The sequence below is a fragment of the Phycisphaeraceae bacterium genome, assembly GCA_019636655.1.
GTDB lineage: Bacteria > Planctomycetota > Phycisphaerae > Phycisphaerales > UBA1924 > JAHBXB01.
On sequence record JAHBXB010000002.1, the window covers coordinates 374,904 to 390,626 of the forward strand.

Sequence of the window (15,723 nt, forward strand, 5' to 3'; positions counted from 1 at the left end):
GTTCTGGCGTGCGCGGGCGGCGAATGCCTGGATCTCAGAGTGTACTCCCGGACCGATCAGGTGCCACGACCGGCCCCCAGTCCCGGACGGGGACGAAGCCCTGTAACACCCTTCGCATGCGGCGTGTAACGGTTGGAGCGAATGTGCATGCAGGCCCAGGAACCGAGATCCAGCCACGGCCCCGCCCCGGCCGCTCGCCTCAAGTGGCGACTCGTCGCGGGCTACTGGGCCGTCCAGGCTGTCGTCCTGTATGTCGGATGGCCCATTCTCACAGACTTCGGCTGGAGTGACCTGGTCTTTTCCCGCGGCTGGCTCGCCTGGGGTGGCGGATCCATCGCCGTCATCACCACCCTGCAGGCCCTGTTCCTGCTCCCTATCCGCCGGCCCGGCCTGACCAGCGAGGGAACGTGGTCGGTCAGGACCAGCCTCGCCATCGCGGGGCTCGCCATCGCGTTCATGATCATGGCGATCCTGACCACCGTCACCGATATCTTCTTCCTCAGCGATATCGACCAGCCCCTGCGCGACTGGGGCTACCTCGCCGCTTTCGGCGCCACGCTCGCGATGTTCTGGACCATCGTCACCCCGCTGGTCTTCGCCTTCTGCCGCAACCGCCCGCGAGAGTCCGCGCTCGCCCGCCTCGCCGCTCTGATCTTCACCGGCACCGTCATCGAAGCCGCCTCAATCATCCCCGTGGACGTGATGGTGCGCCGCAAATCCAAGTGCTACTGCGACCAAGGCACGTTCTGGAGCCTGACCATCTGCGGCGTCGTCGGCACGTTCATGCTCGGACCGGCCGTCTACCTCCCGCTCCTCGCCCGCCGCCGCCAACGCTACTACGCCGGCCACTGCGCAGTCTGCGGTTACGACATGTCCGGCTGCATGACCGCCGACCGCTGCCCCGAGTGCGGCGCCGGCTGGCGCGCGTCCCGCGGCGACATCAGCACCCCGCCGACACCGCCGCGAGCCACCGCCCGATGAACACCGCGATGTCCGCCGGTGTCACCGCCCCATCGTGGTCCACATCCGCGATCGGCACGCCATAGGTCAGCGACGCCGTCCACGCGCCGACGAACTGTGCGATGTCCGCGGGCAGCGCCGAGCCGTCCCCATCCCAGTCTGCGACGCACTGCGTCCGCCCGCACGGGAACTGCCGGAACCACATCAGCGACTGAGCCCCGCCCCCATCCACCGCCATGAACAGGCCCCGCCGCTCCGAGACACAGTCCGTCGCCGCCATCACCGCGAGCCCCTCCAGGTTCGCGTCGGGCGCCGACCCCGGCGGCGGCAGGTACGTCGCCAGGTCGTTCAGCACCCGCTCCCCGCCCTGCCCCGGCGACGACGCCAGCGTTGACACCTGCACCGTGTTGTGGTTCTCGCCGTGCAGGATGAACATCAGGCCTGTCGAGCGGTCGAAGAACAGTTCCGCCGTCTCCGTGAAGTTCGTCGCGTAGACCCCGACGAAATCAAACGTCGAGTTCCCCCGATCCAGGTCGAAGACGTACACCTTCCCGCCATTCTGGTGCCCCACGAACATCAGCCCCCCCATGCCCCGCTGGCTCACCCGCAACTGCCCCGCCAGGTCGACGAACCCCGCAGCCCGCAGGTACGCATCGGGCACAAACGCGAGCCCCTCCGCGCCGAGCCCCCCATCCAGCGGCAGGTGCGGCCGCGTGTTCCAGTTGTTGGCGAGCACCGCCGTCCCGTAGGTCGAAACGCTGTACTCCTTGATCCGCTCCTCCCCCTCGATCATCACGTACACCGTGTCCTGCGACAGGTCCGCCTGCGTGATCGCCTCCAGATCCCCGAACCCGGTCCACTCCCCGCGCAGCCCGCTCCGAGTCTCCACCGCAAACCCCGCCCCGTTCTCCTTCAGCACCCAGAACTTCGACGCCGCCGCCCCGGGCCCGTTGCGGCAGACCCACAGCCGGCGCGTCAGCGGGTTCCAGAACGCGCCCGAGAGGTCCACGTGGAAGTCGTTGACCCCCGGCCCCTCAACATCGGTCAGATTCGTCGCCGCGCCCCACGCCTCCGCGGGCCATGGCGCCGGCGGCGCCCCCACCACACCAAGCACAAGCGCCGCCACCATCACGCCGACAGGCATCACGCGACTCCGGCCCCGCCAGGCCCGAGTCTACTCCCCGCCCCGCAGCGCGACCCCCTCGCCCTCAAGAATCCGGTACTCCGTGCCCGATCGGGCCCTCACCACGGGCCGCGCCACACTCGCTCCGTCACGTCCGAAAACCTCGATCGCGTCCAGCGTCACGCGGCCATCCACCGCCGCCTCACCCGTCGCCCCGAGCGGGAACGCCGCCATCCCCGACGCCAGCAGCGACACCTCAAACTCCTCCCCGAGCGTGATCGGTACCCGCTCGCTGCGGTGCACCCCTTGAGCGCCAAGATCGATCGGCACCTCCAGGTCCGCCGCGTCGCCGCTGCGGATGAACACGTGCAGGTCCGCCCCGCCCGCCGCGTGGTGATCCCCCGCCGGGCCGACCACGCTCCCCGAGACGCGAAGCCGGTAGACCACCCACGCCCGGCTCCCCGGCGCGCCCGCCGCGGTCACCACCAGCCGATCCGTAAACCCCGCGGCTGCCGACGCACCATTCGCATCGAACGACGCCGCAACCGCCTCAACGCGCGCCCGCACGGACATCGCGCCAAACGCCGCGTCCGCGTCGGCATCCGCCGCGAGCCGGCCGCGGGACGTGAACCCGCTGTAGGCCATCGTGGCCCGCGCGTCCCCCTCGCCGACGTGCTCATCGGCGACAATCCCGCGCGCCGTCCGGTACCACGCGCGCGCACGCGACCGCAGCGTGACGCCCCCCACCGGCTCATTCGCCCGCGGCTTATCACCCGGCGCGGAAACGGCCGGCACGGTGGTGTCCGCGACGGCCGTCAAAGGAGGACCTGACTTCATCGAACCGCCAACTCCGGCCGCTCCGGCGCACCCGCCCAGCACCGCAAGCACGCACACGGCCCCGACGCTCCGGCGATTCATCCGCACCCGCCCGACAACGCGGCCACCCAGGCGCCGATGAACGAGGCAATGTCCGCCGGCTCCACCGTCCCGTTGCCGTCGAAGTCTCCTGCGAGCGTCCCGCCGGAGATCGAGTTGAACCAGTCCAGCACGAAGATCGCGATGTCCGTCGGCTCGATCACGCCGTTCCCGTCCCGGTCCGCCGGGCACGGGGGCACGCTGATCGTAAAGGCTGTTCCGGCGAAGTTGTTGAACACCGCAGCGCCCGCCGTCAGCGCGTAGTCCGCGGCGTTGGTCGTGCTCCCCGCCGAGGCCGTCCCGCTGAACCGCAGCGCCTGCAGACCGGCCGTCGGCAGCGGGCCCGCGAACGAGGGGCCGAAGTTGCCGTTGCTGTCGTTGGTGAACTCGCCCGTCGTCGACCCGGTGTACGCCGCGCCCCCGAACGACACCGACCACAGGATCGAGCCGAAGTTGTCCTCGAACGTGACCCGCCCCGCCGCGAGGTACGACGCCGGGATCGGGCTGGTCATCACGAAGTCCGCCTGCATCGCCGGCGTCGAGTGGTTCCCGAATCCGGGGCTCACCACCAGCACGCGCGACCCCAGCCCCGACCCCACCAGCTGGTCCGGCGAGTTCGGCGGGAACGCGATCAGCACGACCGGGTTCAGCCCCGCCGCGTCGTACGCCACCAGCCGCGAGTTCTGCAACTGGTCCTGCGGAAACGCACTCCGCATCCGCAACTGGATCGCCTGCGCCGTGGTGTCGCCGTTCACCCCGCCGATCACCATCTCGATCTGCATCAGGTGAAACGTCGCGTGCGCCAGCGCCGGGAAGACCGTCAGAACAACCGCGGCGATCAACCCGCCGCGGACTCTTCGGTGCATGATCATGGTGCGTCTCCTTCGGGCCTCGCCGTGCGACTGCGAGCCCCTCTACCGCACTATGTCACGCCCCGCCCGGCCCCTTGCACCCCCTCAGCACCCCCCCTGCACGGCCTGGAGCCACGCCTGGATGAACGCCGCGATATCCACCGGGTCCACCGTCCCGCTACCGTCAAAGTCCCCCTCCAGCGTCCCCCCGGCCACCGACGCCAGCCACGCCTGGATGAAGACCGCGATGTCCGTCGGCTCGACCTCGCCGTTGCCGTCAAAGTCCGCCGGGCACGCCCCGGTTCCCTCGACCCGCAGGCACAGCGCCGCCGAAGCCCCGCCACTCCACTCCCCGAAGTCCGTCGTCGCCGTGTACCCACTGCCCGTCGCGGCGAAGTTCCACACGCCGTTCTCCTGCGCCTCGGCCGACGACTCCGCCACGACCCAGTACTTCCGCCCCGACCGCAGCAGCGGGTGCGACGACGAGTTCACGAACTGCTGCACCGGCTGCCACCCCACCGCCGCGACATTGATCTGCCACGTCTCCAGTACGGTCCCCGACGGCACCGAGACGCCGCCGCCAAACTCGTCCGACGCATCCGTCTGCAGCGTCAGCGTAACCGATGGATGCCCACCGCCGAAATCGTTGTTCATGAAGTACACCCCCACCCGGTCCAGTGTGTAGCTGCCCGAGGGCGCGAACCGCGCCGCCACCGACTGGGCGTCGAAGACATCCGGGCCCCAGAAGCCGAGCGCCCCGCCCGGCGCATCGGTGTCGTGCAGCACGTCCGCAACACACAGGCTCGAACACGCCAGAACAACCGCACACGCCGCTCGCTTCATGATCCGGCCTCCCTGTGCAAGACTCGCGGCAGCACCATCGGCTCCGCCGCCCCGCGCCCGCATCATAACATTGGATCTAGCCCCTACAACCCCCAAAATGACAAGCCCGGCCGTTCGGTCACGGCCGGGCTCGGCAACAGGCCTTGTCCGATCGCCAGGGATCAGCAGCCGTTCTGTACCGCGTTGAACCACGCGTTGATGAAGCCGGCAATATCCGCCGGTTCTACCACGCCGTTGTTATCCCAGTCGCCCGCCACGCCGCCGAACGACACGCTGGTGAACCAGTCGTTGATGAACGCAGCGATATCCACCGGCTCGACCACCCCGTTGTGGTCCCAGTCCGGCGGGCACGAGGGCGTGCCGATCTCCACCGTGCCGTACACCACCACCGCCGTCGGGTTCACCGAGTTGTCGTTCCACAGCCCGTTGGACCCGAACATCTCCGTGTAATCCTCGACGCCGCCGGAGTCGTTTGGCTCGCCGCCGCTCCAGTTGGTAAACCCCGGCGTCTCTCCACTGGTCCAGACGAACGTGCCCTCGCTGGCGATGTCGTTGTACCCCAGCCAGAGCCGCCGGCCCGTGCCGCCGAAGTTCCCGAGGTTCTCGCGAACCCACTCGTTCTCGGCCGCGTCGTTGATCGTCACCAGGTGCCCGCCCATCGACACCGCCGTGGCCTCACCGACGGTCCACGGCGTCCGCTCCAGCAGGTAATAGGTGTGCCCGTTTGCGGGGTTCACGATCGGCCCGCCCAGCACTGGGGTCAGCCCCGAGAGGATCTCGAGCGTCCCCGTGCCCGTCGCGTCCGCCGCGTACGAGCCCAGGCGAACCATGTACTGCTGCCCCGCCGTCGCGACAAAGTCCAGTTCGCTCCGCGTGCCGCAGGAGTCGTCGTTGCAGACCAGGATCCCGCCCGCCTCGGGGCACGGGGAGCACCCGGCGTACACCGCCAGTTTCGTGTCGTACGTCGCCGTGCAGGTCCGCATCTTCGTCGGCCCCGACACCTGCGCCGTCCAGCAGTACCACGTGTCGTTGAAGATCTGGTCCTGGCTGAAGAACAGGCACGATGGGCTCGACACGCCGTCGGTCGTCGCCCCCGTGGTGTCGAACGCCACGCTCGCAAAGCCCGCGATCGCCGTCGGCGCATCGCACGCGTCGTTCACCGGCTGCGCCATCGCACCCGACCACGCCGCCACCGCAACCGCCGCCGCCACGATGCCCCGACTCGCTTGTCGACCGTTCACGCTGACCTCCTTCGGTTGCCCCACGAGCGTGGGCCCTTTCTCACTCCGATCGCCAGCGACCCGGACTCACGCCACTCAGCACCCGGTCGTCAGGCGACTGAACCACGCCGATACGAACGCGGCGATATCCGCCGGTTCCACCACTCCGTTCTTGTCATAGTCACCGCCCAGCGTCCCGTTGGCCACCGAGTTGGCCCACAGATTCACGAACACCGCGATCTCGGTCGGCACTGGCGGAGGCGGGTTCCCCAGCGTCCCTTCGATGTTCACCCGCTGGGCGTACACATCGTTGTTGCCCGTCCTGTTGTCGTGCCAGACCACCAGGCCCGTGCCGTCAGGCCGCGACGACGCATCCAGCCGGCCCTTGCTCCCGCTCCCGGTCCCGACACCCAGCGGCGACACCAGCCAGTTCGGATTCCCCAGCGTGTCCACCTTGAACCCGCGCACGGCGGCGCTCGCCCCGGGCTGGTCGAAGTAGTACACCATCGCGCCGTTCACCGAGTTCACAACCTTGACGAACGAGTTCTGCATCGTGCTCAGCGGCAGGAACTCCACCCCCGAGTCCGTCCACAGCCTCGCCCCGCCCGCGCTGATCTTCTGGCCGGAGAGCCCCCACTGGCTCTGCACCGTGTTGCTCTCGGTCCAGAACAGGAACGTCTCGCCCGTGCCCCCGTGGTACGCAATCGACGCCGAGAGCTTGTAGTTCGCCGTCGTCGACCCCGCGACGCCGCCGTGCGGGAAGACCTCGACGCCCGCCGCGGACACCCGCTGCACGTACGCGTTCCGTGTCCCGCCCGTCTCGTACCAGCCATAGACCGCCCCGCCCGCGCCATCCGACACAAACGTCGGGAAGTACCCGTTCTGCACGCTGTTCGCGTCGAACACGATCACCGGGTTCCCCGAGTTCCACAGCGGCGCTCCCGCAGCGTCGTACTTCTGCGTGTACAGGTGCTTGTTCGACAGGAAGTTGCCGACGTACCGGATCCACAGCGCGATCACCGCGCCGTTGTCGGAGCCCACCAGCTCGCTCACCGCGTACGACCCGACCGCCGGAGCGCTTGCGATGCCGTCGCTCACCCACTGCGTCGCCCCCGCCCCGTCGAGCCGCTGCATCCGGAACCCGGCGCCCAGCGACCACCCCACCACCACGCTCCCGTCCGACGTGCACGCCACCTTCGGGTTGTTCCCGCCCGAGGTCGTCGACACCGTCACCGATCCATCGACTCCCCACGGCATCGAGCCCGATGGCGTCACCTTGTTCACCGACACCTGCACCGACCCCGACCGGTCATCCCGGTACGCCAGGTACGCGTTCCCCGCCCCGTCCACCGCTAGCCCGTAGTCCTGCGTCGACGACTGCCCGCCCGCCGCCACCAGCATCCCGTCCGCGCCCAGTTGCGGGTTGCCGCGGCAGTCCAGCCGCTGGATGTACATCCCGTACCCCGACCCGCGGTTGTCGTAGAACGACACCCAGCACCCCCCATCGCTCGTCGAACGAACTTTGGGCTGAACCGAATCCCCGGAAATGTTTGTGATGGCCAAGTTGGTTGACGAATCAGACGACCACTGGGCAGCCGCCCCAGTAGCCAGTACGCTCACGACAGCCAGCGCCCCGACCCATCGCATACGCTTCTTCATCACGATCACTCTCCTGGTGAATTCCGTTATTTCTAAGGTGTTTTTGGCCAATCGACTGCTGTATTCTTTGGATTGTTGGTCAATCGATCTCAGATCAGTATGATTGATCTCAGAACGGCGTCAAGGCTGGGTCCGAGTTTTTCTGCCTGATTCAGAAAGGAAGCAGGATGCTGAATGCGACCGCAGGCATTTCCGCCGGTTCCTGGGGGGCGGGGTTCCTCGTCGGCCGGCCCGTCCAGCCCCTCTCCGAACGCGAGCGGGCCGATGCCGACCACGTCGCTCGCCGCCTGCACGCCGAGCTCCGCTCCCTTGTTGCCTGCCTGAATGAGCCCGACCGCGGCGCCAGCGCCATGTCCCGCGCCCTTTCCCTGGACCGAGCGACCTGCCAGCGCATCGTCGCCGCGACGTCCCGGTCCACCGCCGACCCAGAGACGCTGGTCCAGCTCCCCGGCGTCATGGGGCTCCGGCAGTTCGTCGAGGCCATGAGCGCCCGCACCGAGGTCGCGGCCGAGCAGATTGCCGCCGCCACCGCCGCCATCGATCGGTTCGCCGAGTTCCTTGATCGCATCGGCGCCAGCCAGCGCAAACTCAAGGAACGACTTGGCGCGGACCGCGCCTCGCTCGACGGCGTCGCCCACCAGCACCCCGGCGCGAGCGATGACCCCGCCATCCGTGAGGCGCTCTTCATGGCCGCCGCCGCGGTCACCGGCCGATCCAGCGAAGTTGCCAACTACATCCGCGTCATCCGCCCCGTGCCCGGCATGCCCGGCAAGACCGAATGGGCCCTCGTCAAAGGCCTGATCGGCCACCGCTCCCGCACGCAGGCTGTTCCCCTCGTCGCCGGGCACGACGCCACGCAGCGCACCATCGAGGCCGGGCCACCGGTTTTCGCCACACTCGACGACAAGCCCGCCAGCGGGCCCTCCCAGGCCTCGCTCCTCGCCCCGTTCTGCTCCCAGCCTCTCCCCTCCGTCACCTCCCGCAATGCGGGCCCGCGCGTCGTCCACGTCATCGATACCGACCAGACCAATCCAGGACCGGCGGACATCGTCATCGCCAGCCGCAGCGCCCTCCCCGACACCCACCCGGCCTCGCTCCGCCCCGCCGTCGGTGAGGTCTGGCTCCTCCAGACGTTCCCGGCCCGCCGCCTCATCTTTGACGTCTACCTCCACCGCGATATCGCCCGCCGCTGCATCCCGTCGATCGAATTGCACCTTTGGGAGCCGGACGTCGGCCGCCAAGGCGCAGGCCGTTGGGCCACCCAGTTCCCCGGCGGGCCGCGCCTGGAACTCCTCGGCCCCGGCCTCTCCGGCGCCGCGACCGACGCCTACCCGCGCCACGCCGACCTCACCTCGCACCTGTTCTCCCGCCTTGATTGGCCGGCCGACGAGTTCGTCGGCTACCGCTGCGATATCCCCTACCCCGTCTGGCGCGCCGGCTACTGCATGGTCTTCGATTTCGCCGGGAACGAAACGGAATAGCAGCAGCGGGAACGGCTTGACCGCCCGGTACACTGGACGGCGTGGAACCCGCGCCGCTCAACCCCGATCTCCCCAATCGGGCTGCCGGCGATCTCCTCCCCCTCGTCTACGAGCAACTCCGCGCCATCGCGCGCCAACGCATGGCCCTGGAGCGCCACGCCGGCGCCGGCCACACCCTCCAGCCCACCGCCCTGGTCCACGAGGCCTTCGCCCGCCTCTCGCGCGAAGCCGACCACCCGCCCGGCGAGCCCGCCGCACCAGCCACCTGGCACGACCACCGCCAGTTCTTCCTCGCCGCGGCCAGGGAGATGGAGCGAGTCCTCGTCGACCACGCCCGCATCAAGTTCGCCGCCAAGCGCGGCGGCGATCCGTCCCAGTCCGGCGGCTGGAAGCGCCTCCCCGTCGACATCATCGAACTCGCCCAGCCCGAGCGAGGCGGCGATGTCCTGGCCTTGCGCGACGCCCTTCTTCGCTTAGAACAGGAGGACCCGCAGGCGGCCGCGGTGGTCCGCCTCCGGTTCTTCGCCGGTCTCTCGACCGAGCAGACCGCGCTCGCGCTGGGCGTCTCGGAGCGCACCGTGATCCGTGAATGGGCGTACGCACGCACCTGGCTCGCTGCCGAAGTGGCCACGACCGAGCCGCCAGAGGCCGGGAACCCATGACCGAGCACGAACGAGCCCTCGCGAAAGAGACCTTCCTCGCCGTGGTCGAACTCGACGAGCCCGCACGGCGGCACTACCTCGATCGCGCCTGCGCCGGGCACGACGCCGTCCGCCACCGCGTCGAGGCGCTCCTCCGCGCCAAGACCGCCATCGGCTCCTCGCTCCTGTCCCCCGCTCCGGCGATCAGCGACTGCGAGATCGACGGGTACGAACTCCTGGAGGTCCTCGGCGAGGGTGGCTTCGGCACCGTCTACCGCGCCCGCCGCACCGGCCCCGTGCAGAAGGAATACGCCCTCAAGATCCTGCGGACCGGCCTCGCATCCGCCGAAGCCGTCGCGCGATTCCGCGTCGAACAGCAGGCCCTCGAGGCCATGGACCACCCGTCGATCGCCCGCGTGCTCGACGCCGGCGTCACGCGGCCACCAGAGTCCCGCCCTTACCTCGTCATGGAACTCGTCAACGGCGAGCCGATCACCGCCTTCTCCGACCGCTGCCGCCTGTCCATCGCCGACCGCGTCCGTCTGATCATCGACACCTGCCGCGCTGTCCAGCACGCGCACCAGAAGGGCGTCATCCACCGCGACCTCAAGCCCGCCAACATCCTCGCCGGCCGCGCCGACGACCGCACCGGCACCGGGCGCATCTGGATCAAGGTGATCGACTTCGGCATCGCCAAGCCCGCGCGCCCCGCCCCGGGCAGCGCCCATCTCACCCGCTCCATGCAGCTCATCGGCACACCCACCTACATGAGCCCGGAGCAGATCCGCGCCGCGGGCGGCCTCGGCGATGTGGACTCCCGCGCCGACGTCTACGCCCTCGGCGCCGTGCTCTACGAGCTCCTGTGCGGCTCCCCCGTCGTCGACGCCGCCGCCCTCGCCAGCGCCGGCCCCGCACAGATCGAGCGGCTCGTCTGCGAGGCCGAGCCCCGTCCCCCCAGCGCCCGCGCTGCGCACGACACCGCCCTGCCCGCCCTCGCCCAGGCCCGCTCGACCGATGCGCCGCGCCTCACCCGCTCGCTCCGGCGCGAACTGGACTGGATCACCATGCGAGCCCTTTCGCCCGAGCGCGCCCGCCGCTACCAGACCGCCGAGGCCCTCGCCGCGGACCTCGAGCGGGCCCTCGCCGGCGAGCCCGTCGAAGCCGCCCCGCCCTCTCGCCTCTACCGCCTCTCCCGCATCATCCGCCGCAACCGCGCCGGCTTCATCGCTGCGAGCATCGCCGCCGCGGTCCTCATCGCCGGCTCGATCGTCAGCCTCTACCAGATGTACCGGGCCCGCGAGGCCGAACGCCTTGCAGTCCGCGAGCACCTCATCGCCAGCACCGCCAACGAGTTCCTCCGCGACACCATCCTCGCCGCCACCGCGGAACTCCCCGACGGCCCGCCGGACACCGCCCCTCCCGGCGGACGCGACGTCAAGATGCGCGACGTCCTCGACCAAGCCTCCCGCCGTATCGCCGTCGCCTCCCGCCCAGGAGGGCGATTCGACGGCCAACCGGGGATCAGCGCCGCCGTCCACGACATGCTGGCCCGCATCTACCTCGCCCTCGGCGCCCTTCCCCAGGCCCGCCGCCACGCCGACGATTCACTCGATCTCTGGACCCAGGACCGCGGTCGTCGCGCCCAGGAATCCGTCCGCGCCATGATCCTCCTCGGACTTGTCGACCGCGAACTCGGCCGCGGCGCCGAGGCCGAGCCGGTCCTGATCGAGGCCGCGGGCATCAGCCTCGCGACCTGCGGCCCGGACGATCCGCTCACCCTCCACGCCCAGAGCGCCCTCGCCAGCCTCTACTACTGGGGCCTCCCCAACCAGCCCGAGGCCGAACGGCTCTACCGCGCCGTCCTCGCGAAACGCACCGCGCTCCTCGGCCCCGACCACCCCGACACCCTGACCTCCGCCTACGGCCTCGCCCGCACCCTCCTCGCCCAATACAGGCTCGACGAGGCCGAATCCCTCCACGCCAGCGTGCTCGCCGCCCGCCGGCGCGTCCTCGGCGACAACCACCCAGACACCCTCTGGTCCCGCTTCAACGTCGCCCGCATCCTCGCCGCCCGCGGCAAACTGCAGGAAGCCGCGGCCATGCACCTCGAAGTCCTCGAGGCCCGCCGTCGCATGCTCGGTGAGAGCCACCTCGCCACCCTCGCCTCGATGCAGGACTACGCCGCGGCGCTCCTCGCGCTCGGCCACCCCGCGGAGGCCGAGCCGATCATCCGCCGCGGCGTCGAACTCGGCCTCCCGCTGCTCGGCCCCGAGCACATCGACTACCTCGTCGCCCTCTCCACCCTCGGCGCGACGCTCCACAGCCTCGGCCGGGACTCCGAGGCCCTGCCCCTGGTGCAGACCGCCTACACCGGCCTCCTCCGCAAGTACGGGCCCGACCACTCGGACACGAAGGGCGCCCGCCACCGTTTGGACGAGATTCGGTCGAGCCTCCACCAGTAGCGGCCTTGAAAAAACTTAGGGCCCGAGTGTCCTCCACCCCGGGAGTTCGTCGCCTCTTGTGGAGACGGGAAGGACCCCGGCCGGCCGCCGGGTCCGCGCACCCGTCAAACGGAGGTTCGCCCATGTTCGAGACCACCCGCCGGGCACAGCGCCTCGCCGCGACTGGATCGATCACCGCCCTCGCCATCATGCTCGCCGCGACACCCTCGCTCGCGCAGGCCCCCGTCAACCAACCGGGCCCCGCGCTCGAAGGCGTCGCCGGGCCCGGTGATGCACCGCTCAAGGATGCGGTCGCACCCCTGTCGACCCGCCTCGGCGTGAAACTCCCCAACATCCCGGTCGTGAACCTCGACCCCGTCGATGTGCCACGCCTCGTAGCCGAGGACGCCGCGGAACCCACCGGCCGCCTGCGCGAGGGCGTCGCCGTCCCCTTCAAGTTCCACCCCGCGATGGGCGACATGCACGAGGTCCCCGGCGGCGGCTGGCTCTGGGTGCTCGATGTGCATGCCCCAGGCTCCTACGGCGTCCGCCTGCACCTCGCGGACTTCTCGCTCCCCGCCGGCGCCGAGGCGATCGTCTACGACCCGAAGATCCCCGACAACCTCCCCTCCCCCTACACCGGCAAGGGCCCGGACGGCACCGGCGAGTTCTGGGCGTGGACCAGTTGGAGCGACACCGCCCGCATCGAGGTCTACTACCCCAAGCCCATCGGCGATGCCCGCTTCAACGACCTGTTCACGATCGACCAGGCCATCCACATGTACCGCAACCCCATGACCGGCCAGCCCGGCGAGACCGGCCTCCGCGAACTGGGCTGCCACAACGACCTGACGTGCTTCCCCAACTGGGTGAACGTCGGCGGCTGCGTCGGCCGCATGAGCTTCGTCCTCAACGGCTCCAGCTTCGCCTGCAGCGGCGCGATGATGAACAACACCTCCTCCGACCTCACCCCCTACTTCATGACCGCGCGCCACTGCATGCAGGACAACACCGGTGCCCTGAACTCCCTGACGGTCTACTGGTTCTACCAGCGCGACGGCTGCACCGGTTCGATCCCCGTCATCGGCTCGGTCCCGCGCAGCGACCGCAGCACCTACGTCCGAACCGATAACGGCACCGACATGAGCATGGTCATGATCGAGGGCACCGTCCCCCGCAACCTCTGGTGGACCGGCAACAACTCCGCCTCGATGGCCAACGGCACCGCCCTCACCGGCATCCACCACCCCGGAGGCACCCGCAAGCGCATCTCCTTCGGCACCCAGTACGACTGGCCCAACTCCTGCGCCGCCACCAGCCTGTCGAGCGGCTTCCGCGTCGACTACACCTCCGGCACCACCGAGCCCGGCTCCTCCGGCTCGCCCCTGTTCATCTCCAACGGCGCCTTCGTCGGTGTCGATTCCTGCGGCTTCGGCACCTGCCCCGGCAGCGGCTACGAGGCCGTCTACGGCTCCTGGTTCTCCGGCTACGGCGCCTTCCAGTCCTACGTGAACAACCCCGGCTCCGACGACTCCTACGAGAACAACGACACCTGCGGCGCCGCCACCAACCTCAACTCCTTCTTCAACGGCACGCTCTACAGCCTCATCGTCAAGAGCACCGACGAGGATTGGTACCGCATCACCGTCCCCGCCTTCGGCAACTGCTCCTTCCACATCAACTTCACCCACGGCAACGGCGACATCGACATGGCCCTGCACGACGGCTGCGGCGGCGTCCTCGCCTCCTCCGCCGGCACCACCGACAACGAGACCGTCACCTGGACCAACCCGGGCTCCACCGCCCGCGAGGTCTACCTCCGCGTCTACCTCTTCAACGACACCCGCAACATCTACTACCTCGACTTCGCCCGCTACGGCGCCACCGCCCCCAGCAACGACTCCTGCGCCAACGCCGTCTCCATCCCCGCCGGCGGCCAGGGCAGCAACGCCAGCGGCAACACCACCGGCGCCACCACCGACGGCTCCACCAACTGCAGCACGTCCTCCATCGACGTCTGGTACAAGATCTCCGCCCCCTGCACCCGCACCGTCTCCCTCAACACCCAGACCAGCGCCTTCGATACCGTCCTCTCCGTCCACACCGGCTGCCCCGGCACCACCGCCAACCAGGTCGCCTGCAACGACGACGTCTCCCCCGGCGTCCTCTGGTCCAGCCTCTCGTTCACTGCCAATGGCGGCCAGACCTACTACGTCCGCGTCGCCGGCTACCAGGGCGCCTTCGGCAGCTACAACCTCGACTCCAACTACTCCTACGCCAGCAACGACCTCTGCGCCAACTCCATCGACGTGCCCCCCGGCAGCTACCAGTTCAACAACTGCACCTGCGAGACCGACGGCCCGCCCGATGACGCCTGCCTCGCCTTCGGCAGCAACCAGATCTACCGCGACTTCTGGCTCGGCTTCATCCCCGACTGCTACGGCACCATCGAACTCAACACCATCGGCAGCAACTTCGACACCAAGATCGCTATCTACGCCAACGCCAACAACGCCACCTGCCCGCCCGGTCCCAACTCCGCCATCGCCTGCAACGACGACATCAGCCCCACGAACCTGCAGTCGCAGACCTCCACCCCGTGCGTCCCCGGCCAGCGCTACGTCTTCCGCATCGGCTCATTCAACGCCAACGTCGGACAGGCCGGACTGGTCAACATCATCTACACCCCCAACACCCCCTGCATCCCGCCCCCGCCGTGCGCCCCGGACCTCGACCACGACGGACAGATCACCCCCTCCGACATCGCGATCTTCATCAACCTCTGGAGCTCCAGCATCGCCGGCGGCACGCTCGAGGGCGACTTCGACGGCAGCGGCACCGTCGATCCCTCCGACATCGCCACCTTCATCAACGCGTGGCTGAACGCCCTCACCAACGGTTGCCCGTAGTCCCCACCAATCCAATCCCCTCCCCACGCCCCGCCCCGCAAGGCGGGGCGTTTTCGTTCCGCACTGCGCCAAACACTCGCGCCTCGCGGCACACGTCCCGAATTCTGGATATCACCCTCAGTCTTTGCCCTGCCGTGACTCGAACAGTGCCCTCAGATCAGCCGATCAGCCCCTTCCCCGGCTCACGCATTCTTGATGCAACGCGGCGGGTTGTGCTCCATACAATCTCTTCATGATCCGTGCAGCCCCTTTGCGTGCCGCCAAACTCCCAGCCCCACCGCCCTCCCCACTCGCCACCCCCGCAGCGCCGCCCGCGGCCGTCGCCAAGGTCGATGCGCCGCGCGCCAAGCAGCAGCAGTGCCCGGTGCAGCGAGCCCTGGAAGTCATCGCTTCCAAGTGGGCCATCCTGATCCTGCACCACCTCCAGAACGGTCCCGTCCGCTTCAGCGCCCTGCAGCGCGAACTCCAGGGTGTGTCGCAGAAGGTCCTCTCCCAGCAACTCCGCCGCCTGGAGCACCACGGCCTGGTCGTCCGCCGCGTTCACCCGACCGTGCCCCCGAGCGTGGAGTACTCCGCGACCCCCGCCGCCCTTGAACTCAAGCCGGCGCTCAAGTCGCTCTGCGAGTGGGCCCAGACCTACATGCCCACGCCCGCCGACACCCAGGCCTGACCGCGATCGC

At 69.4% G+C, this 15,723-nt stretch carries 12 protein-coding genes; 6 read left to right on the top strand and 6 right to left on the bottom strand.

The features are described 5' to 3' along the window. Positions 1–147: 147 nt before the first annotated feature. Positions 148–981, top strand: a complete 834-nt coding sequence (locus KF745_07020; GenBank protein ID MBX3358162.1) for a hypothetical protein — start codon at positions 148–150, stop codon at positions 979–981. Here KF745_07020 and KF745_07025 read toward each other — a convergent pair. From KF745_07025 to KF745_07050, 6 genes are all read right to left on the bottom strand, one after another. Continuing rightward, on the bottom strand, positions 941–2,104 hold the full coding sequence (locus KF745_07025; GenBank protein MBX3358163.1) for a hypothetical protein: 1,164 nt from the start codon (positions 2,102–2,104) through the stop codon (positions 941–943). The genes KF745_07020 and KF745_07025 overlap by 41 nt on opposite strands. Before the next feature lie 30 nt (positions 2,105–2,134). Further along, positions 2,135–2,920 (bottom strand): hypothetical protein, encoded by a 786-nt coding sequence (locus KF745_07030; protein ID MBX3358164.1) that lies wholly within the window; start codon positions 2,918–2,920, stop codon positions 2,135–2,137. Between the two features lie 77 nt (positions 2,921–2,997). Next, complete coding sequence (locus tag KF745_07035; GenBank protein MBX3358165.1) at positions 2,998–3,870, bottom strand: hypothetical protein; 873 nt, start codon at positions 3,868–3,870, stop codon at positions 2,998–3,000. Positions 3,871–3,954: 84 nt separating this feature from the next. Further along, the gene (locus tag KF745_07040; GenBank protein ID MBX3358166.1) at positions 3,955–4,692 is read right to left on the bottom strand and encodes a hypothetical protein; all 738 of its coding nucleotides are present in this window, start codon (positions 4,690–4,692) and stop codon (positions 3,955–3,957) included. A 161-nt stretch (positions 4,693–4,853) separates the two neighbouring features. Beyond that, positions 4,854–5,933, bottom strand: a complete 1,080-nt coding sequence (locus KF745_07045) for a hypothetical protein (GenBank protein ID MBX3358167.1) — start codon at positions 5,931–5,933, stop codon at positions 4,854–4,856. 75 nt (positions 5,934–6,008) lie between these two features. Next, a complete protein-coding gene (locus KF745_07050) occupies positions 6,009–7,574 on the bottom strand; it encodes a hypothetical protein (protein ID MBX3358168.1) in 1,566 nt (521 codons plus the stop codon). A gap of 164 nt (positions 7,575–7,738) precedes the next feature. Between KF745_07050 and KF745_07055 the strand changes: the two genes are divergently transcribed. From KF745_07055 to KF745_07075, 5 genes are all read left to right on the top strand, one after another. Beyond that, the gene (locus KF745_07055; protein MBX3358169.1) at positions 7,739–9,052 is read left to right on the top strand and encodes a hypothetical protein; all 1,314 of its coding nucleotides are present in this window, start codon (positions 7,739–7,741) and stop codon (positions 9,050–9,052) included. A gap of 41 nt (positions 9,053–9,093) precedes the next feature. After that, positions 9,094–9,714, top strand: coding sequence for a hypothetical protein (locus KF745_07060; GenBank protein ID MBX3358170.1), 621 nt, complete (start codon positions 9,094–9,096; stop codon positions 9,712–9,714). Next, positions 9,711–12,155 carry a serine/threonine protein kinase gene (locus tag KF745_07065; protein ID MBX3358171.1) on the top strand — a complete coding sequence of 815 codons (2,445 nt, stop codon included), beginning with the start codon at positions 9,711–9,713 and terminating at the stop codon, positions 12,153–12,155. The genes KF745_07060 and KF745_07065 overlap by 4 nt, the downstream gene beginning before the upstream one ends. A 122-nt stretch (positions 12,156–12,277) precedes the next feature. Next, a complete protein-coding gene (locus tag KF745_07070) occupies positions 12,278–15,043 on the top strand; it encodes a hypothetical protein (GenBank protein ID MBX3358172.1) in 2,766 nt (921 codons plus the stop codon). Positions 15,044–15,275: 232 nt separating this feature from the next. Further along, positions 15,276–15,713, top strand: a complete 438-nt coding sequence (locus KF745_07075) for a helix-turn-helix transcriptional regulator (protein ID MBX3358173.1) — start codon at positions 15,276–15,278, stop codon at positions 15,711–15,713. Positions 15,714–15,723 lie beyond the last annotated feature (10 nt).

Bases quoted from the DNA above. Each gene is read 5' to 3' on its own strand.
- KF745_07020 (MBX3358162.1), top strand. From the start codon at position 148: ATGCAGGCCCAGGAACCGAGATCCAGCCACGGCCCCGCCCCGGCCGCT.
- KF745_07025 (MBX3358163.1), bottom strand. From the start codon at position 2,104: ATGCCTGTCGGCGTGATGGTGGCGGCGCTTGTGCTTGGTGTGGTGGGG.
- KF745_07030 (MBX3358164.1), bottom strand. From the start codon at position 2,920: ATGAAGTCAGGTCCTCCTTTGACGGCCGTCGCGGACACCACCGTGCCG.
- KF745_07035 (MBX3358165.1), bottom strand. From the start codon at position 3,870: ATGATCATGCACCGAAGAGTCCGCGGCGGGTTGATCGCCGCGGTTGTT.
- KF745_07040 (MBX3358166.1), bottom strand. From the start codon at position 4,692: ATGAAGCGAGCGGCGTGTGCGGTTGTTCTGGCGTGTTCGAGCCTGTGT.
- KF745_07055 (MBX3358169.1), top strand. From the start codon at position 7,739: ATGCTGAATGCGACCGCAGGCATTTCCGCCGGTTCCTGGGGGGCGGGG.
- KF745_07065 (MBX3358171.1), top strand. From the start codon at position 9,711: ATGACCGAGCACGAACGAGCCCTCGCGAAAGAGACCTTCCTCGCCGTG.
- KF745_07070 (MBX3358172.1), top strand. From the start codon at position 12,278: ATGTTCGAGACCACCCGCCGGGCACAGCGCCTCGCCGCGACTGGATCG.
- KF745_07075 (MBX3358173.1), top strand. From the start codon at position 15,276: ATGATCCGTGCAGCCCCTTTGCGTGCCGCCAAACTCCCAGCCCCACCG.